General features: G+C 74.9%; 12 protein-coding genes, 1 tRNA gene and 1 pseudogene. 6 read left to right on the top strand and 8 right to left on the bottom strand.

The window, feature by feature from the left end; genetic code table 11:
• Both ACWEQL_RS25665 and ACWEQL_RS25660 read left to right on the top strand, forming a co-directional pair.
• Nucleotides 1-393 (top strand): annotated as a pseudogene (locus tag ACWEQL_RS25665) (DEAD/DEAH box helicase); the annotation flags it as partial.
• A gap of 143 nt (nucleotides 394-536) precedes the next feature.
• Nucleotides 537-1397: a TIGR02452 family protein gene (locus ACWEQL_RS25660; protein ID WP_452152666.1), complete on the top strand. Its 861-nt coding sequence runs from the start codon at nucleotides 537-539 to the stop codon at nucleotides 1395-1397.
• Between the two features lie 31 nt (nucleotides 1398-1428).
• Here ACWEQL_RS25660 and ACWEQL_RS25655 read toward each other — a convergent pair whose 3' ends face one another.
• Nucleotides 1429-1764, bottom strand: a complete 336-nt coding sequence (locus tag ACWEQL_RS25655) for a hypothetical protein (protein WP_452152665.1) — start codon at nucleotides 1762-1764, stop codon at nucleotides 1429-1431.
• 214 nt (nucleotides 1765-1978) lie between these two features.
• Nucleotides 1979-3097, bottom strand: coding sequence for a hypothetical protein (locus ACWEQL_RS25650; protein WP_452152664.1), 1119 nt, complete (start codon nucleotides 3095-3097; stop codon nucleotides 1979-1981).
• A gap of 148 nt (nucleotides 3098-3245) precedes the next feature.
• On the opposite strand from ACWEQL_RS25650, the gene ACWEQL_RS25645 reads away from it, so the two are divergent.
• Nucleotides 3246-4403 carry a low temperature requirement protein A gene (locus tag ACWEQL_RS25645; protein ID WP_452152663.1) on the top strand — a complete coding sequence of 386 codons (1158 nt, stop codon included), beginning with the start codon at nucleotides 3246-3248 and terminating at the stop codon, nucleotides 4401-4403.
• A gap of 23 nt (nucleotides 4404-4426) precedes the next feature.
• Here ACWEQL_RS25645 and ACWEQL_RS25640 read toward each other — a convergent pair whose 3' ends face one another.
• The 4 genes from ACWEQL_RS25640 to ACWEQL_RS25625 form a co-directional block, all read right to left on the bottom strand.
• Nucleotides 4427-7591: a DUF3427 domain-containing protein gene (locus tag ACWEQL_RS25640; protein WP_452152662.1), complete on the bottom strand. Its 3165-nt coding sequence runs from the start codon at nucleotides 7589-7591 to the stop codon at nucleotides 4427-4429.
• A 92-nt stretch (nucleotides 7592-7683) separates the two neighbouring features.
• Nucleotides 7684-8409 (bottom strand): tyrosine-protein phosphatase, encoded by a 726-nt coding sequence (locus ACWEQL_RS25635; protein WP_452152661.1) that lies wholly within the window; start codon nucleotides 8407-8409, stop codon nucleotides 7684-7686.
• 100 nt (nucleotides 8410-8509) lie between these two features.
• Nucleotides 8510-9274: an SDR family oxidoreductase gene (locus tag ACWEQL_RS25630; RefSeq protein ID WP_452152660.1), complete on the bottom strand. Its 765-nt coding sequence runs from the start codon at nucleotides 9272-9274 to the stop codon at nucleotides 8510-8512.
• Between the two features lie 17 nt (nucleotides 9275-9291).
• Complete coding sequence (locus tag ACWEQL_RS25625; protein WP_452152659.1) at nucleotides 9292-10554, bottom strand: DNA glycosylase AlkZ-like family protein; 1263 nt, start codon at nucleotides 10552-10554, stop codon at nucleotides 9292-9294.
• Nucleotides 10555-10754: 200 nt separating this feature from the next.
• Between ACWEQL_RS25625 and ACWEQL_RS25620 the strand changes: the two genes are divergently transcribed.
• Both ACWEQL_RS25620 and ACWEQL_RS25615 read left to right on the top strand, forming a co-directional pair.
• On the top strand, nucleotides 10755-11477 hold the full coding sequence (locus ACWEQL_RS25620) for a nucleotidyltransferase domain-containing protein (protein WP_452152658.1): 723 nt from the start codon (nucleotides 10755-10757) through the stop codon (nucleotides 11475-11477).
• An 86-nt stretch (nucleotides 11478-11563) separates the two neighbouring features.
• A tRNA-Lys gene (locus tag ACWEQL_RS25615) sits at nucleotides 11564-11636 on the top strand.
• A gap of 173 nt (nucleotides 11637-11809) precedes the next feature.
• Here ACWEQL_RS25615 and ACWEQL_RS25610 read toward each other — a convergent pair.
• Both ACWEQL_RS25610 and ACWEQL_RS25605 read right to left on the bottom strand, forming a co-directional pair.
• Nucleotides 11810-12421: an NAD(P)H oxidoreductase gene (locus tag ACWEQL_RS25610; RefSeq protein ID WP_452152657.1), complete on the bottom strand. Its 612-nt coding sequence runs from the start codon at nucleotides 12419-12421 to the stop codon at nucleotides 11810-11812.
• Nucleotides 12421-13452, bottom strand: a complete 1032-nt coding sequence (locus ACWEQL_RS25605; protein WP_452152656.1) for an NADP-dependent oxidoreductase — start codon at nucleotides 13450-13452, stop codon at nucleotides 12421-12423. The genes ACWEQL_RS25610 and ACWEQL_RS25605 overlap by 1 nt, the downstream gene beginning before the upstream one ends.
• A gap of 306 nt (nucleotides 13453-13758) precedes the next feature.
• Between ACWEQL_RS25605 and ACWEQL_RS25600 the strand changes: the two genes are divergently transcribed.
• Entirely contained in the window at nucleotides 13759-17112 is a 3354-nt protein-coding gene (locus ACWEQL_RS25600) for an AfsR/SARP family transcriptional regulator (RefSeq protein WP_452152655.1), read from the top strand.
• Nucleotides 17113-17797: the final 685 nt, after the last annotated feature.

Raw genomic sequence — 17797 nt, 5'->3', positions numbered from 1 at the left:
GAGCGTGGCTTCGGCCGTGACCGTGACGACCGTGGTGGCCGTCCGTCCTTCGGTGACCGTGACCGTGGTGCCCGTTCCTTCGGTGACCGTGACCGTGGCGAGCGTGGCTTCGGCCGTGACCGTGACGACCGTGGTGGCCGTCCGTCCTTCGGCGACCGTGACCGTGGTGCCCGTTCCTTCGGTGACCGTCCGTCCTTCGGCCGGGACCGTGACGAGCGCGGCGGCAGCAACAGCCGTCCGTTCTCGCGCCGCGACGACCACCGCTCCGGCGGCCGTCCGCAGACCTCCGGCGGCTTCAACCGTGACCGGGACCGCGACGACCGCGGCGGCCGCTCGGGTGGCTTCAACTCCGGCTTCAACCGGGACGACCGCAAGCCGCGCTGGAAGAACTGACCTGCTCCGGTAGGGACTTCACGGGCCCGCTCCACTTCGGTGGGGCGGGCCCGTCGCCGTTCCCGGACCCCGGCCGCACCGGTTGTGCTGGTTGTGAGAATAACCGGTGGCGCCGCGCCGGGCCGGTCCCGTACGGTCCGGACATGAGCAGTCGACTGCACCACGTGGCCGTGGTGAACGAGGAGATCGCCGAGCGGGGGAGCTACCGGACCACCGGGGGAGCGTCCGTGGAGGTGGGGGAGCGGCTGGCGGCCGCCCGCGCCGGGACGGTGTCGTACGCGCCGGCGGCGCTGGACGCGCTGATCCGTGAGCGGGCGCCGGGTCCGGGTCCGGGGCCGGCTTCGGTCGAGGTGACCGCGGAGGGGAGCATCCAGGCGGCCGGGCGCCTGGTGGCGGCCGGGGAGCGCGCCGGGTCGGCCGGGCGGATCGGGGTGCTCAACTTCGCCTCCGCGCGCAACCCCGGCGGCGGCTACCTGCGGGGCGCCCGCGCCCAGGAGGAGGACATCTGCCGCAGCGCGCTGCTGTACACCTGCCTGCTGGAGGCACCCGACTACTACGAGGCGCACCGGGCCTCCACCGACCTGCGGTACAGCCACCGGGTGATCGTCTCGCCCGACGTCCCGGTGATCCGGGACTCGCGGGGCGAGCTGCTGGAGCAGCCGTACCCGGTCACCTTCCTCACCTCGCCCGCGCCCAACGCCGGTCAGCTGGAGCGGCGTTCGGCGCGGGTGGACGTCCGGGAGGTGCTGGCCGAGCGGGCCCTGCGGGTGCTGGCGGCGGCCGCCCGGCACGAGGTGCGCGAGCTGGTGCTCGGGGCGTGGGGCTGCGGGGTGTTCCGCAACGACCCGGCGCAGGTCGCGGAGGCCTTCGAGGGCGCGCTGGCGGCGTACGGGGCGGCCTTCGACCGGGTGGTGTTCGCGGTCTGGGACCGCACGCCCGTCTCGGCGAACCGTGCGGCCTTCGAGGCCCGCTTCGGCACGGCCGCGGCCGCGGCCGGGGGCTGAGACCGGGCCCGGGCTCCTCGGAGGCCGGCCCTCAGCGCCGGCGGGAGGCGACCGTCGTGGCCACGGCCGAGGCGGCGGCGACCACCCCGGTCACCGCGAGGACGGACGGCCAGGCGCCGATCCGCTTCGCCAGCGGGTGCGAGCCGCCGAAGGCCGCCACGTACAGCCCGGTGAGCGCGGCCGCCGTGGCCGTGCCCGAGCGCCGCTGCCACTGGACGGCGGCCCCGGCCCCCGCCACGGCGAGGACGGCACCGCCCAGCTCGCGCCGCCCGCTCCAGCGGGCCACGCCGTAGCCGCCCAGCAGGCCGCCCGCCGCGGTGAGCGCGGCCGGGGCGGCGGCCGGGAGCGCGTTCGGGATCTTCGCCATCGTCCACTCCACTTCTCCGGCCGGCCCGGGGTGGCGGCGCCGCGTGCGCCACCCCACCCGGGGCCGGCTCGTCAGACTTTCCCCGACCCTAACCCGGCCCCGCCCGCCGGGGTCACGCCTCCCGCCGGCCTGCCCCTCCGTCGGCCCACGGCCCGGCCACCGTCGCGTCCCGGGCCCGCCGCCATGGACGAACGCGGCCGCGCCGGATGCCGCGTCAGCCCACCCCGAGGCCGAGTGCCGGGGCGGCCGTCGCCAGCGCCGCCGCGGCCTCCTGCGGGGTGAGCACCCGCTCCAGCCGCAGATCGCCCGGGATCTGCGGGATGAACCGCCCGGCCGTCCAACTGCGCTCGTACGGCTGCGCGTCGAGCACCAGGGTCCGTACGCCGTCGACCACCGGGATGTCGCTGGGGGTGCCCTCGTTCCAGATCCAGGTGCCGTCCGGGGCCACCAGGTTGAACGCGCCGGTGGCGGTCGGCCGGTGGTCCGGACGCAGCTCCTCGGTACGGCTGAGCGCCGCGATCTCCGGGTGCGGCGGGGTGCCCGGCAGGTGGCCGCCGCCGATCAGCACGTCGGCGAGCAGGGTGTGCAGCTGGAAGTTGTCCGTCAGGCCGTCCATCCGCAGCAGGTAGCCGGTGCCGGAGGGCCGGTGCAGCACCCGCAGCGGCTCGTCGTCGAGTGCCTTCGCCGAGTAGCTGAGGCACTTGAGCTCGTGGCTGACCGCGGCGAACCGGTCGGCGAGTTCCAGCAGCACCTCGGTCACCCCGTCGGCCCGGGCGGAGGTGCGGACGGGGGCGTGCGAGTACACCGCCTGCGCGGCCATCTCCCACAGCGGCAGCGTCCACCAGCCGGCGACCGCCCGGTGGGTGCCCAGCTCGTCCGGCTGCTCCGGGTCGTCGATCCGCTGGTGCGCCCGCCCGGGGTCGTCCCGGTCGGGGTCGGGCAGCTCGCCGCCGCCGGTCGCCTCCCAGCGTTCGGCGAAGGCCAGGGCGCCGGCCAGCGCGTCCCGCAGCCCGCGCAGCACCGGCCCGGCACAGGTCAGCGGGTCGGCCCCGCGTTCCACGCAGGCCCCGGCCATCATCGCCAGGTGCCCGCGCGGGAACGGCGGCGCCTCCATCAGCAGTCCCGCCAGCCGGGGCCCGACCGCCGCGGACTCCGCCGGCCCGGCGGGCCCCAACGCGCCGCCGAGCGCCCGGAACGCGGCCTCGAACCTCTCCCCGTCGGCCGCCTCCATCGCCGACTCCAGATCGTCGATCAGATGGTCGAGGGCGGTGGACTGCTGACGGTCGGACGGGTTCGTGGACCCACCCTGCGAGGGCATGCGATCGGAAACCATTCGCCGCAGCATAGGGGCCCCGCCCGACACGCCGTCCCCCGGGTGTCCCGCGATGCCGCCCCGGGTGGCCCGCCACCGCGGCGGCCGGCGCTGCCCGGTCGGCGAAATCCCCCGCGCGGCCCGGCCCCCGTCCCGCATACTCGCGCGGGTGACCGCGACCCGTACGCTCGCCGCCGGCGACGCCACCACCGACCTCGACAGCACGGAAACCGCCCTCCGGGTGGCCCCGCTGGAGTTATTCCTCGACCTCGTCTTCGTCTTCACCATCACCCAGCTCACCGGCAGCCTGGCCCACCACCTGACCCCGGGCGGCCTGGGTCAGGTGCTGGTGATGCTGGCGGTGATCTGGTGGATGTACGACGCCTTCATCTGGCTGACCAACGCCATGCCGCCGCACACCCACGGCCGCCGCGGCCTGCTGCTGCTCGCCATGGCCGGGTTCCTGATGATCTCGCTCTCGGTGCCGCACGCCTTCGAGGGCAGCGGGGTGATCTTCGGCTGGGCGTACCTGCTGGTGGTGGCCGTGCACACCGGCATGTTCGCGGTCGCCGGGGTCGCCCTCGGTCCGGTGCTGCGGATGGGCGGGCTCAACCTGCTGAACACCGCCCTGGTGGTGACCGGCGGCTACTTCACCGGCAGCGCCCAACTCGGCTTCTGGGCCGCCGCGTTCGCCCTGCAGTTCGCGATACCCCGGCTGGTCGACCTGCCCAGCTTCCAGCTCCGCCCGGACCACTTCGTGGAGCGCCACGGACTGGTCGTGATCATCGCGTTCGGCGAGTCGGTGATCGCCATCGGCGTCGGCGCGGGCACCGCCGACCTCACCGCCCCGATGGCCGCCGTCGCCGTGCTGAGCCTCGCCGTCTGCATCGGCCTCTGGTGGGCGTACTTCGGCCACGACGACGACACCCGCGCCGAGCACCACATGGCCGCCCTCCCGTCCGACCACCGCAACCGGCTCGCCGTGAGCGTCTACAACCTCGGCCACTACGGCCTGCTGCTCGGCGTCCTCCTGTTCGCCGCCGGGGTGAAGTCGGCGGTCGCCCACCCGGACGCGCCGATCACCACCGCGCAGGCCGCCGCCCTGGCCGGCGGGGTCACCGTCTTCCTCACGGTCAACACGGCCATCCGCCGCACCTTCGCCCTCACCCCCAACCTGCCCCGCCTCACCGCCGCCACCCTCATCGCCGCCACCGTCCCCCTCGGCACCACCGTCTCCGCCCTCGCCCAGGTCACCACCATCGTCGCCCTCCTCACCGCCGCCTTCACCCACGAATCCCGCCGCCCCCGCACCACCGCAATCCGCTGAGGCCCCGGGGGCCCGGACCGGCCTCAGCCCGCGGTGACGGCCGTGAAGTGCTGCACGTCCGACGGCAGCGGCACCCGCAGGCGCCAGGTGACGGCCATCGGCCGGTCGCCCTCGTGGGAGACGTACTCCGCCGGGCCCAGCAGGATGAAGGGGGACGGTCGGCGGATCTCGTTCTCCTTCTCCTGTCGGACGAAGAGCAGCACATTGCTCCCCTCCTGCCGGTGGTGGCGGTAGCGGCGCCCGGTGACCGAGGCCGCGGAGGTGCGGTGCTGGCTCTCCCAGTGGAAGAGGTCCTCACTGAGGGCGAAGTCCCGGTACCGGGTGTTCTGGGAGAAGTCCTTCTCGTCCTTGCGGATGGTGATGAGCAGCGCGTCCGTCCGGGTCCGCGCGCACCAGGCGACACCGGCCTGGAAGGCCCCGGGCAGGTGGTTGCTGCCGGCCGGGCCGAGCTCGGCCCACTGCAGGGCCGCCAGCAGCTCGGGGGTGTTGTAGTGCGCGTGGACGGCCAGCGGCTGCTCGGCGAGCGGGCCGAGCCCGGGGCCGAGGGGCTTGGGGGCGTGTTCGGCGTGGGCCAGGCCGTGGGCGAAGACCTGCCGGAGTTCGCTGCGCACCGCGGCGTGCGCCTTGAGGGTGCGCAGCCCGTCCCCGATCGACCGGTGGCCGCCGCCCTTGTGCCAGAGGGAGAAGAACAGCATGGCCGCGTACGACCGCATGCGCTCGTCGAGCTCCTCGTAGTCGGGCGCGTCCTCGGCCACCAGGGCCGTGTACGCCCGCACCCGCTCGGGGTCGTCGACGTGCAGCAGGGCGGCGGCCCGCTTCAGCAGTGCCTCCTCGCCGGGCACCTGGGGTGAGGTGGCCAGCCCGGCCCGGCGCAGGACGGCGGTCCAGGAGTTGTTGCCGCGGTAGACCTCGTGGACGTGCCGCCGGCTCTCGGCGAGGTAGGTGGCCAGTGCGGGCTCGCCGTAGCTGCGCACCTCCTGGGCCAGGGTGTTGATGTTTCCCTTGAGCTGTTCCCTGATGTTGCCGAGGACGATGTCCTTGGCGACCCGGTCGAGCACGATCTGGCAGCCGGGGGGCAGCAGCGGGAAGTCCTGGGTGAGGCTCCGTTCGAGGGCGCTGCGGGTGTGGCCCGTCAGCGCCCGGAACTGCTCCTCGAAGCGGAACTCCTTGCGCTGGTAGCCGATGAAGTCCAGCACGGTGAGCACGGCCTTGCCGGGTGAACGCCGCAGCCCCCGGCCGAGCTGCTGGAGGAAGATCGTGGCGCTGGAGGTGGGCCGGAGCAGCAGCAGGGTGTCGATGCCCGGGATGTCCAGCCCCTCGTTGAACAGGTCGACGGTGAACAGGACCTGGAGGCTGCCGTCGCCCAGCCCGTCGAGGGCGGCCTTGCGCTCCTCGGCCGAGGACTGACCCGAGACCGCGCGCGCCCGCAGGCCCGCCGTGTTGAACGCCCGCGCCATGTGTTCGGCGTGGCGCACGGAGACGCAGAACCCCAGGGCGCGCATGCGCAGCGGGTCGCTCACCTTGTCCCGTACGGCGCTGACCACCTGGCGGGCCTGGGTGTCGCCGGCGGTCAGGACGGCGGTGAGCTCCGTGTTGTCGTAGGCGCCCTGGCGCCAGCCGACCGCGCTGAGGTCGGTGTTGTCGTGGACCCCGAAGTAGTGGAACGGGCAGAGCAGGTCCTGCTCCAGGGCCTGCCAGAGCCGCAGCTCCGCTGCGATCCGCCCCTCGAAGAACTCGTCCTGCACCCGCTTGCCGTCGGCGCGTTCCGGGGTGGCCGTGAGGCCCAGCAGCTCGCGCGGCGCGAAGTGGTCGATGACCTCGCGGTAGGTGGCCGCCTCGGCGTGGTGGAACTCGTCGATGACGATGACGTCGAAGTGGTCGGCCGGAAACGCTCCCGGACCCTGCGCGTGCAGTGACTGGATGCTCGCGAAGACGTGCCGGCGCTGCTCGGGGCGCCGGCCGGCGACCATCAGTTCGCCGAAGTTCGCGTCGGTCAGGACCTCGCGGTAGGCCCGCAGCGACTGCTGGAGGATCTCCTGGCGGTGCGCGATGAAGAGCAGCGTGGGCTCGCCGCCCAGGGTCTCGCGGAGCTGCCGGTAGTCGAAGGCGGCGGTGATGGTCTTGCCCGTCCCGGTGGCGGCGACCAGCAGGTTGCGGTGGTGGCCGTGCACCTCGCGGGCGACGCGCAGGCTTTCGAGCATGTCCCGCTGGTGGGGGTGCGGCCGGACCTCCAGGCCGGAGAGGGAGATGGTGCGGTTGCCGTCCGCGGCCCAGCCGCCGCCGGCCTCGGCCAGGGCGCGGTCCAGTTCCTCGGCGTCCCGGTCGGGGTCGTAGCTCTCGAAGGCGGGGTTGTTCCAGTACGAGTCGAAGGTGGCCTCGAACTTCCGCAGGACGGCGGGGGTGGCGACGCCGGAGAGCCGGACGTTCCACTCCAGACCGTCGAGCAGGGCGGCCCTGGAGAGGTTGGAGCTGCCCACGTACGCCGTGTCGAAGCCGGTGGCGCGCCGGAACAGCCAGGCCTTGGCGTGCAGGCGGGTGGTGCGCAGCTCGTGGTTGACCTTGACCTCGGCGCCGAACTCGCGGACCAGTCGGTCGAGGGCCCGGCGTTCGGTGGCCCCCATGTAGGTGGTGGTGATGACGCGCAGCGGCACGCCGCGGGCCTTCAGCTCCCGGAGCTGCTGCTCGATGATCCGCAGGCCGTGCCACTTCACGAAGGCGCAGAGCAGATCGACGCGGTCGGCGGTGGCGAGCTCGGCGCGCAGCTCGTGGCCGAAGCTCTGTTCCTCGGGTGCGTTGGTGAGCAGGGCGCTCTCGGACAGCGGGGTCAGCGGGCGGACCTGGTAGACGCCGGGAGCCTCCTGCCGGGCGATGGCGATCAACTCGCGCGGACCGGGCCGGACCACCTCGGCGGAGCCCGTGCCCTCCGCGGCCGCCAGTGCGGCCAGGACCCGGTTGGCCGTCTCGACGCGCTGTTCGGGCTTGAGCTCCTGCAGGGTGCGCTGCACCTGGGCGCCGATGTGACGGGCGAGTACGTACGGCGCGGACTCGGCGCCCACCTCGCGCTCGACGACGTTCCAGCCCGTTCCGCCCAGTTCGGCGAGCTGCTCGGCGAGCTCGTCGGTCACCACGCTCTCGTAGAGACCCGGGACGGTGCCTGGCCGGTGGACGTTCGGGTCGGACACTGACATCTCCTGTCGCCCTCGACGCGCTTGGAGATCGTTCTAGCACCTGTCTCCGACAGCGGGACAGGTGCTCGGTCCGATGGGGCGGTCGGGGGTGGTCAGGTGGAGAGGTTGGCGCGGAGGGCGGTGAGGTCGGCCTCGGTGGTGCCGTGGGTGTGGAGGTAGGCCTCCAGGGAGCCGTGGTGGGTGCGGATCCAGGTGAGGGAGGAGGCGAGGAGGGGGGCGGCGATGGGGCGGGAGATGCGTTCGGTGCCGGTCTCGTCGAGGTAGGGGGTGGGGCCGTCGAGGAGGCCGAGGCCCGCGTTGGAGAGCAGGAAGTCGGCGGTGACGTCGGCGTCGGAGGCGCCGAGGAGGGACTGCAGGACGGCGATGGTGAGGCCGGTGCGGTCCTTGCCGACGGCGCAGTGGACGACGACGGGCAGGGCGCCGGGGGCGGCGAGGCGGCGGATGACGGCGGTGATGGAGGGCCCGGCGGTCTCGGCCATGAAGGGGTAGAGGCTGATCTGGTCCTCGGGCCAGGGGCGGTCGACGTCCTCCCGGTCGGCGGGGAGGGTCGGCAGGTGGAGGGTCTCGTGGTCGAGGCCGTGGCGCAGGTCGGGCCAGAGTTCGAGCTCGGCGCTGCTGCGCAGGTCGATGACCGTGCGCAGGCCGAGGTCCTTGAGGCGCTGGGCGCCCTCGGGGGTGAGGGTGTGGAAGGACCCGGAGCGGTAGAGCACCCCCCGGCGCAGGGTGCCGATGCCCCCGGCGTCGCGGAAGTTGCGCACCCCGGGGATGTCGAGGAAGGCGGACGGCAGGTCGGTTGCGCGGCTCGGCACGTCGGTCATGGGCTCCACCGTACGGGCGTGGGGAGAACAGGGGAAGGACGGGAGAGGACGGAAGGGGGAGGCGGGAACCGACGGGGAAGCGCGGGGGAAGGCGCGGGGGTCAGCGGCCGCCGGCGATGTCGATGAAGGCGCCGGTGGTGTAGGAGGAGGCGGGGGAGAGCAGGAAGAGGATCGACTCGGCGACCTCCTCGGGCCGGCCGCCGCGGCGCATCGGCAGGTGGGGGGCGACCCGGTCGACGCGGCCGGGTTCGCCGCCGAGGGCGTGGATGTCGGTGTGGATGAGGCCGGGGCGGACGGCGTTGACCCGGATGCCCTCGGCGGCGACCTCCAGGGCGAGGCCGCGGGTCATCGAGTCGACGGCGCCCTTGGCGGCGGCGTAGTCGACGTACTCGTTGGGCGAGCCGAGCCGGGAGGCGGCGGAGGAGACGTTGACGATGGCGCCGCCGTGGCCGCCGTGGCGGGTGGACATCCGGCGGACGGCCTGGGCGGCGCAGAGGAAGGGGCCGGTGATGTTGGCGGCCCAGATCCGGGTGAGCCGTTCCTCGTCCAGCTCCTCCAGGCGGCACTGGCGTTCCAGGGTGCCGGCGTTGTTCACCAGGGCGGTGAGCGGCCCGAGTTCGGCGTCCACGGTGGCGAACAGCCGCTCGACGTCGACGGTGCGGCTGACGTCGGCCCGGACGGCGATCGCGGTGCCGCCGTCGGCGCGGACGGCGTCGACCACGGTGGCCGCGGAGGCCTCGTCGGCACGGTAGTTGACGCAGACCCGGTAGCCGCGTCGGCCGGCCAGCAGGGCGGTGGCGGCGCCGATGCCGCGGCCGGCGCCGGTGATGAGGACGACTTCGGGGCGGGGGGTCACGGGTGCCATGGGGGAACGGTAACCGGTCAGGTCCTTTCTTTCGGATCACGCCAGGCGCCCGCCGCCCGCAGTGCGGCGATCTTCGGGGAGCGGCTCTTCGGCGAGTCGAGGCCGAAGCCGCGGGCGTCGCCGAGCCGGTCGCGGACGAAGGCCTCGGTCCGGTCGACGGCCTCGCGCAGCGCGGCGTCCGGCGGGACGTGCAGCAGGTGGACGATCTCGCGCTGCTCGGGGTCGTACTCCCAGAGTCCGACGATCCGGCCGCGGTCGAGGATGACGTGGGTCTGCGGGTCGGCCTCGGTGCCGAAGGCGCGGACCGGCGGCGCGCCGCCCGCGGCCGCCGTACCCGCTGCGGCCCCGGTGGTGGGCAGCGGGCGGGCGGCGTCGGCCGGGTCGAGCAGCCGGGGCAGGTCGCGGTGGAGCAGGTGGATGCCGTCGATGCCGGCCAGCAGGGTGTAGTGCGGTTCGCGTGGCGGGGTGAAGGAGGCGAAGGCGTCGGCGAGTTCGGGGAGGAGCAGGAGGTCGGTGCCGGGCAGCGCGGTCAGTCCGGCCTCGGCGGCGGACTGCCGGGCGGTGGCGGCGGTGAAGCCGGAGAACCAGCGGAAGTGCTTGAGGGTGGCCGGCCCGGCCCAGCCGAAGTAGCGGCGGGCCAGGTCGGCCGCGTTGCCGCTGACCGGCTGGTCCCAGCCGACGTAGCCGTAACGCTGCTGGTCCAGGCGGCCGTTGACCGGCACCCGGCGGATCTGGCCGCGCGCCTGCATCAGGCCGAGGGCCAGCGGCAGGGTGGTCGACACCCCGCGTCGGCGCCCCGCCTCGCCGAGCGTGCGGACCGCGCCGCCGACCGCCGCCCTGATCCCGGCGGGGTCCAACGGCCGGTCGAGGGTCAGGACTTGGTCGATGGCGAGGCAGAGCTTCTCGATCTCGTCCCGGGTGACGCCGAGGTGCTTCTCGGCGGAGGCCAGGTCGCCGGCCGGTGCGCCCGCCCCGGCGGCCAGACCGAGCGCGTAGTCGGCGGCCGGCAGGACGTACGTGCAGCCGCGCGCGGCCGGCAGCTCGTGCACCTCCAGGCGGGCCACCGCCTCGTCCACCGCGGCGCGGTCCAGCCCGGCCCGGGCGAACAGGCCGAGGTACGGGGCCGCGCCGCCCACCGAGCGTGCCCAGCCGGTGGCGGCCAGCACTTCGGCGGCGGACGCGCCCTCGTGGCCGCCGTCCAGCCACTGCCGGTGGCTCCACCAGGCCCGCAGCTTCTCCGCGGTGGGGGCGGGGGTCTCGCTGTCCGCGCTCGTCGCCATGGGGCCAGTATCGGCGCGGGGGCGGGAAATCCGTTCGCCCGACGCGGCCCCGGCCGGGCAGACTCCTGGGGATCGCACACCCGTGCGCCCGCCCGTGGGCCCGCGGACCCGTATGCCCGCCCGGTCCGCCGGGTCCGTACCGGCCACCGGGTCCGTACCGGCCACCGGGTCCGTACCGCCCGACCGAGGGGAGCCCCGTCATGTCCGTCGTACCCGGTGCCGTGCTGCTGTCCGGCATCGTCGGCTCGACCGCGTACGGGCTCGCCCACGCGGGCTCCGACATCGACCGGCTCGGCCTGTTCGCGGCGCCGACCGCGGAGTTCCACGGCCTGCACCGGCCGAGCGAGTCGCACGTCACCACCGCGCCCGACCGCACCCTGCACGAGGCGGCCAAGTGGTGCCGCCTGGCACTGAGTTGCAACCCGACCGCCTCCGAACTGGTGTGGCTGCCGGCCGACCTGTACGAGGTGCGCACACCGCTCGGCGAGGAGCTGATCGCGATACGCGGCTCGTTCCTGAGCGCCCGGGCCGTGCGCAACGCCTATCTCGGCTACGCGACGCAGCAGTTCAGGAAGCTGCTGACCCGCGACACCGCCGACCCGCAGGCCCGCGCCCGGGCGGCCAAGCACGCCCGGCACCTGGTCCGCCTGGTGGAGCAGGGCGTGGGGCTGCACGAGACGGGCGAGAACACCGTCCGCCTGGCCGAGCCCGAGCGGGTGCGCGAACTCGGCGAGCGGTACGCCGACCGCCCCGAGGAGGCCGAACGCCTGCTCGCCGACGCCGCCGACCGCTTCACCCGGCCCGGCGTGCTCCCCGACACCCCGGACGAGCGCCCCGCCGACGCGTGGCTGCGCCGCGTCCGCGCCGCCCACTGGGTGGAGGCCGGGGCGGCGGACGCCGCCCCGCCGTCCGCCGTCCGGTGACCCGGCGCGCCTGCGCAATCCACTGGCGGAGGCGTGGGCCCCACCGGGTAGGATCGCGGTGGCCCGTCCCGCACGGAACGGGCCGTGGGCCGCTAGCTCAATTGGCAGAGCTGCGGACTTTTAATCCGTAGGTTCAGGGTTCGAGCCCCTGGCGGCCCACTCGTGGTGACGGTGCCCCGGTCGGTAGGTTCGACCGGGGCACCGTCGTGTTCACCGTCGTGTTCACCGTCGTGTTCACCGTCGTGTTCGCGGCCCTTTCCCGGGCCGGGCCGGCTCACCTGGTGGGCCGGCGGGGCGCACCCCCGTGGTGCCCCGCCGACGGGCGTGGTGGTTCAGCGGGTGGGCCGGGTGAGGGCGTCGACGGCGGGGTCGGCGGCTTCGAGGGCGGCGGCGCCGGCTTCCAGGGTGTCGTGGACGAAGTGGACGGTGGCGTCCTCGATGCCGCAGTAGACGGAGATGCCCTCGCGCAGGATGCGGGTGACCGGCTCGCGCCAGCCCTGGCCGGTGAAGCTCTCGGCCTGGTAGGCGGCGAGGGCGATCCAGAGCATCCGCCTGCCGTGCAGCGGGGCGGGGCTGCGGCCGTAGGTGAGGCCGTTGTTCCAGACCCGGTCGATCCAGCCCTTGAGGATGGCGGGCAGCCCGAACCACCAGAGCGGGAAGACCACCACGATGGTGTCGGCCGCCTCGATGCGGCGCAGGTGGGCGTGGACCAGCGGGGAGTAGCGCTTGTCGGGGTCCGCCCAGTCCGGTTCGTCCTCCGGGGTCATCCGGGGGTCGAAGCCCTCGGCGTGCAGGTCGAGCAGGTCGACCTCGTGGCCGGCGGCCAGCAGGCGCTTCCGGGCGCGGTCGGCGAGCTGGGCGGTGAGCGAGTCGGGGCGGGGGTGGGCGACGACGAGCAGGGTGCGCCGGGTGCCCGTACCGGTGCTCGTGGGGGCGGCCGGCATCAGTTCGTCTCCAGCCGGACCAGCATCTTGCCGGTGTTGGCCCCGCGGAGCACGCCGAGCAGGGCCTCGGGGGCCCGCTCGATGCCGTCGACGACGGTCTCCTCGGTGCGCAGGCTGCCGTCGGCCAGCCAGCCGGCGGCCTTGGCGACCCACTCCGGGAAGAGGTCGAAGTGGTTGGTGACCAGCATGCCCCGCAGGGTGACCTCGCGGGACGCGGCGGCGAACAGGTTGTCCGGGCCGGGCACCGGCGTGGTGGCGTTGTAGCCGCTGATCGCGCCGACCATGGCGATCCGCCCGCCCTGGCGCATCGCCCCGAGCGCGGCGTGCAGGTGGTCGCCGCCCACCGCGTCGAGGTAGACGTCGACGCCGTCGGGGGCGGCCACGGCGAGCTGTTCGGCGATCCGGCCCTGGCGGTGGTCGATCGCCGCGTCGAAGCCGAAGCGGTCGAGCAGCAGGGCGGTCTTGGCCGGACCGCCCGCCGAACCGATCACCCGGGAGGCGCCCAGCTGCCGGGCCAGCTGGCCGGCCACGCTGCCGACGGCGCCGGCCGCGGCGGAGACGAACACGACGTCGCCCTCGCGCACCGGCGCGGTCCGGGTGAGCGCGGTGTAGGCGCTCAGGCCGGTCAGGCCGAGGGCCCCGAGGTGGGCCTGAGCCGGGGCGGCGGCGGTGGTGTCGGTGTCGGTGTCGGTGTCGACGACGGTGGCCGCGGCGGCGTCCAGCACGGCGTACTCGCGCCAGCCCAGGAAGTGCGAGACGGTCGCGCCCACGGGTATGCCGGCCGCCCGGGAGGCGACCACGACGCCCAGCGCGCCGCCCTCCAGGGCCGCGCCGAGGGCGAAGGGCGGTAGGTAGGACGGGACGTCGTCCATCCGGCCGCGCATGTACGGGTCCACCGACATCCAGGAGTTGCGGACCAGGATCTGGCCCTCGCCGGGCTCCGGCACCTCGGTGGTGACGAGCGCGAAGTCGGCGGCGGTCGGCTCGCCGACGGGGCGGGCGGCGAGGTGGATCTCGCGGGAGACGGTCATCGGGACCTCCGGAGGAGTGGGAAGGGCGTTCGCCGATCCGTGGGGGTCGGCGCCGGTCACGGGGAACACGGTGCCCGTGGCCGCGCACGGTCCGCCGACGGTCCGCGCACGGGGCCGCGCACGGGTCCGTGCACGACGGCCGGGCGCGTATGGCGGCCAGGTGGGTGCGGGACGGCCTGGTGCGTCCGGGCGGCCGGGCAGGTGTGTACGACGGCCGGGCAGGTGCGGACGGCCAGGTGCACACGCGCAGGTGTGTACGCACCGCCCACCCACGAACCGGTTCCGACGACCCGTTAGCGTGGCGGCATGCGTTTCGAGGTGCTGGGCCCGGTGACCGTACGGACGGCGGACGGCGCTCCCGTCCCGGTCCCGGAGGCGAAGGTCCGGGCGCTGCTCGCCGACCTGCTCGTGCACCACGGCCGTCCGGTGCCGGTCGACCGGCTGATCGACGACCTGTGGGGCGACTCTCCGCCCGGCAACCCCGGGAACACCCTGCAGACCAAGGTCTCCCAGCTGCGCCGCGCCCTGGAGAGGGCCGAGGACGGCGCCCGCGCGCTGGTCGCGTACGGCCCGGCGGGGTACGTGCTGCGGGTGCCGGACGGGGACGTCGATGCCGGACGGTTCGCCGAACTGACCGCCCGGGCACGGCTCACGGGCGAGCCGCGGGTACGGGCGGCGCTGCTGTCGGACGGGCTGGCGCTCTGGCGGGGTCCGGCGTACGCGGACTTCCGGGACGCCGGGTTCACCCGGGCGGCGATCGGCCGGCTGGAGGAGGAGCGGCTCACCGCGCTGGAGGAGCTCGCCGAGCTGCGCCTGGAATTCGGGGAACACTCCCGGCTGGCCGACGAGTTGGCGCCGCTGGTGGCGGAGCACCCGATGCGCGAGCGGCTGCGGGCCGCCCAGCTGCGCGCGCTGTACCGGGCCGGGCGGCAGAGCGAGGCGCTCGCGGCGTACCGGGAGCTGGAACGGTGGTTCGCGCAGGAGCTGGGCATCGACCCGGGGGCCGAACTGGCCGCGCTCCACGGGGCGATCCTGCGCCAGGACCCGGAGCTCGATCTCCCGGCGGCCCCGGTGGCCCCAGCATTTCTGCAGGCCCCGGCGGCCACCCGGAGGTCCGTACCCGCCGCGAGGCCGCGCGGCGGGCTGCCGGTGCCGGCGACGCCGCTGATCGGCCGGGACGAGGAGGTCGCCCGGGTCTGCGCCCTGCTGGGCACGGACCGGCTGGTGACCCTCACCGGCCCGGGCGGGGTCGGCAAGACCCGGCTGGCCCTCGCCGCGGCCGCCCGGCTGGAAGGGCCCGCCACGGGCCGCACCGGGCCCGCCACGGACCCCGCCGACGCCTTCCCGGACGGCGTGCGGCTGGTCGAACTCGCCGGTGCGCGCGGCACGGTGGCCGAGACGGTGGCCGCCGCGCTCGGCGTCCGCGACGAGAACGGCGAGGGCCCGTACGGCCCGCCCGAGAACGCCGACGAGAACGCGCCCGAGAGCGCCGACGAGGGGACCGACGGCGGGGACGTCGTCGAGCAGCGGCTCGCCGAGGTGCTCGCGGCCCGGCGCACCCTGCTGGTGCTCGACAACTGCGAGCACCTCGTCGGCCCGGTCGCCGCCCTGGTGTCCCGCCTGCTGCGCCGGGCTGCCGGACTGCGGGTGCTGGTCACCAGCCAGGAACCGCTGGCCGTGGCCGGCGAGGTGCTCCACGCCGTCGCGCCGCTGGAGGAGGCGGCGGCGATGGAACTGTTCGCCGCCCGCGCCGCCGCGGCCGCGCCCGGCTTCGCCCTCGGCGCAGAGAACCGGGACGCCGTCGCGCTGGTCTGCCGCCGCCTCGACGGTATCCCGCTGGCCCTGGAACTGGCCGCCACCCGGGTCCGCACCCTCGGGGTGCACGCCCTGGCGCAGCGGCTGCACGACCGCTTCCGCCTGCTCAACCAGGCCCACCGGGACGCGCCCAGCCGCCAGCGCACCCTGCGCGCGATGATCGACTGGAGCTGGGAGCTGCTCCCCCCGCCGGAACGGGCGGTCCTGCGACGGCTCTCCGTGTTCTCGGGCGGGTTCGCCCTGGAGTCCGCCGAGGCGGTCTGCGCCGATGACGCGCTGCCGGCCGAGGACGTCCTCGACCTGCTGACCCGGCTGGTGGACCGCTCCCTGGTGGTCGTCACCACCACCGGCGACGGGGACGCCGAGGGCCCCCGCTACCGGATGCTCGAATCGGTGCTCGCGTACGGCCTGGAGCGGCTCGACGAGGCGGCCGAGACCGGCGCGACCCGCCACCGGCACGCCGCCCACCACACCGAGCTGGCCGAACGGGCGGCGGCGAAGCTGCACGGGCCCGACCAGCGGGACTGGCTGCGCCGCCTCGACCGCGAGGCGCTCAACCTGCGCGCGGCCCTCGATCACGCCCTGGCCGACGGCCGTCCGCTCCTCGCGCTGCGCCTGGTCACCGCGCTCACCTGGTACTGGCACCTGCGCGGACGGGTCGGCGAGGCGGTCAAGGCGCTGGGCCGGACGCTCGCCGCCGCGGAGGGCGGGCCGAGGGGCGCGGACGGCCCGTCCGCGCCGCTGGTCGCCACGGCCCGGGTATGGCACACCGCCCTGGCGCTGCTCACCGGCGACCTCACCCTGGACCGGACCGGGCCCGGCTCCTGGCCCGACGCCCTCGCGGTGGCGGACCCGCGCGGCCGCTGGCTGCTCGCCTTCGCCCGCTGCGGCTTCGGCGCCGATCGGAGTGAACTCGCCAGCCTGACCGAGGAGTTCCGCGCCCTCGGGGACCGCTGGGGCGAGGCCGCCGCACTCAGCACCCGGGCCACCCACGCCCTGTACGACGGCGACCTCGACGCGCTGCGCCGCCACGCCGGCCGCAGCGCCGCGATCTTCACCGAACTCGGCGACCGCTGGGGCCAGTTGTACGCCTCCGAGCAGCTGGGCGTGCTGGCCGAGATCGCCGGTGACTATCCGGAGGCGTTCCGGCTGTACGGGGAGGGGGCGCGCAGTGCGGAGGAGCTGGAGCTCTGGACGCACGCCTCCTTCCAGCTCGCCCGGCTGGGCCGGGTCGCCCTGCTGACCGGGGATGACGCGCGGGCCACCGAGTACCACGAGCGGGCCGTCCGGCTGGCGGCGGAGCACTCGCACCGTCCGGCCGAGCAGTTCGCCGCCACCGGGCTGGCCCTGGGGGAGCGGCGGCGCGGCGAACTGGACGCCGCCGAGGTCCGGCTGCTGCCCTGGCTGGAGTGGAACCGCCGAAACGACGTGCACACCGGTACGGCGCTGATCCTGGCGCAGCTCGGCTACGCGGCCGAGCAGCGCGGCGACGTCCGGCGGGCCGAGACGCTCCACCTGGACGGCCTCGCCGCCGCCCGGCGGACCCGGGACCCGCGCGCCCTGGCCCTGGCGGTGGAGGGGCTGGCCGGCGTCCGGTCCCTCGCGTCCGACCACGAGCGGGCCGCCTCGCTGCTGGGGGCGGCGGCCGCCCTGCGCGAGTCGGTCGGTTCGCCGCTGCCGCCCGCCGAGCGCCATGACGTGGACCGGGCCGTCCGCCGCTCCCGCCCCGCCCTGGGCGCGGCCGCCTTCGAGGCCGCGTTCGCCCGGGGGCGCGCCGTCCCGGTCGAGGAGCAGTTGCGGGGGGCGGTGCCGCCGGGCGGGGGAGAGCCGGCTGACAATCTCTGATAACTGTTAGCTGTTATTTGAATGCGGTCAGTTGTCATCCGCCATTCGTCGGCTGCCATCCGTCAGTCGGCACCCGTCATCCGTCAGCTGCCGTCCGTCATTCGCCATCCGTCATCCGTCATCCGTCATCCGCCAGCTGCCGTCCGTCATCCGTCAGCAGTCGACCGGCGGATGATTTCCCGTTCCTTTGTACCCGCTTTGTTGACTTGTCGGGCGATCGATGATCACTTGCCCCACCCCGCTCCCCGCGCGGCAATTCGGCACCCCGTCACCTCAGGTGAGGGCGGGTCATGCCGCTGACCAGGGAACAGCGGAATTCATATGAGCTGCTTGTATGCTCCGAGAGAGCCGCCTGTGGCCACAGGGGTTCGACAGGGGGATGGGAATGCCGCGGGGTGCGGGCCGGCCGGTGTGACGGTCGTATCTGCAACCCGCGGGCGGTCGAGGCCGTCTCTCTGTGTGCAGTACGCCCGGAAGGCGGGGGCACTGCTTCCGTCGGTGAGCCGGTGAAAGGTGCACGCGCATGTCAGGTCAGTGGGACGAGAACCCGGCCCGGGGTGACGCGTCGCCGTACGACGATCAGGCCGGCTCGCTCGCCACTGGGAGCACCGGCAGCGGCGCGGTCCCGCCCCCGCGCGCGGGCGGACGGGCCGAGGCCCGCCGCGCCGCCCAGGGCCGAGGCACG

It is taken from the genome of Kitasatospora sp. NPDC004240 (assembly GCF_053603215.1).
Note: the sequence above shows the minus strand (reverse complement) of the source record. Positions and strands in the feature narration are given on the sequence as shown.

What these genes read in the sequence shown, in the direction of transcription:
- ACWEQL_RS25630 (WP_452152660.1), bottom strand. Translation starts at nt 9,274, where the DNA reads ATGGCACCCGTGACCCCCCGCCCCGAAGTCGTCCTCATCACCGGCGCC.
- ACWEQL_RS25610 (WP_452152657.1), bottom strand. Translation starts at nt 12,421, where the DNA reads ATGCCGGCCGCCCCCACGAGCACCGGTACGGGCACCCGGCGCACCCTG.
- ACWEQL_RS25660 (WP_452152666.1), top strand. Translation starts at nt 537, where the DNA reads ATGAGCAGTCGACTGCACCACGTGGCCGTGGTGAACGAGGAGATCGCC.
- ACWEQL_RS25650 (WP_452152664.1), bottom strand. Translation starts at nt 3,097, where the DNA reads ATGGTTTCCGATCGCATGCCCTCGCAGGGTGGGTCCACGAACCCGTCC.
- ACWEQL_RS25655 (WP_452152665.1), bottom strand. Translation starts at nt 1,764, where the DNA reads ATGGCGAAGATCCCGAACGCGCTCCCGGCCGCCGCCCCGGCCGCGCTC.
- ACWEQL_RS25605 (WP_452152656.1), bottom strand. Translation starts at nt 13,452, where the DNA reads ATGACCGTCTCCCGCGAGATCCACCTCGCCGCCCGCCCCGTCGGCGAG.
- ACWEQL_RS25600 (WP_452152655.1), top strand. Translation starts at nt 13,759, where the DNA reads ATGCGTTTCGAGGTGCTGGGCCCGGTGACCGTACGGACGGCGGACGGC.
- ACWEQL_RS25640 (WP_452152662.1), bottom strand. Translation starts at nt 7,591, where the DNA reads ATGTCAGTGTCCGACCCGAACGTCCACCGGCCAGGCACCGTCCCGGGT.
- ACWEQL_RS25625 (WP_452152659.1), bottom strand. Translation starts at nt 10,554, where the DNA reads ATGGCGACGAGCGCGGACAGCGAGACCCCCGCCCCCACCGCGGAGAAG.
- ACWEQL_RS25635 (WP_452152661.1), bottom strand. Translation starts at nt 8,409, where the DNA reads ATGACCGACGTGCCGAGCCGCGCAACCGACCTGCCGTCCGCCTTCCTC.
- ACWEQL_RS25620 (WP_452152658.1), top strand. Translation starts at nt 10,755, where the DNA reads ATGTCCGTCGTACCCGGTGCCGTGCTGCTGTCCGGCATCGTCGGCTCG.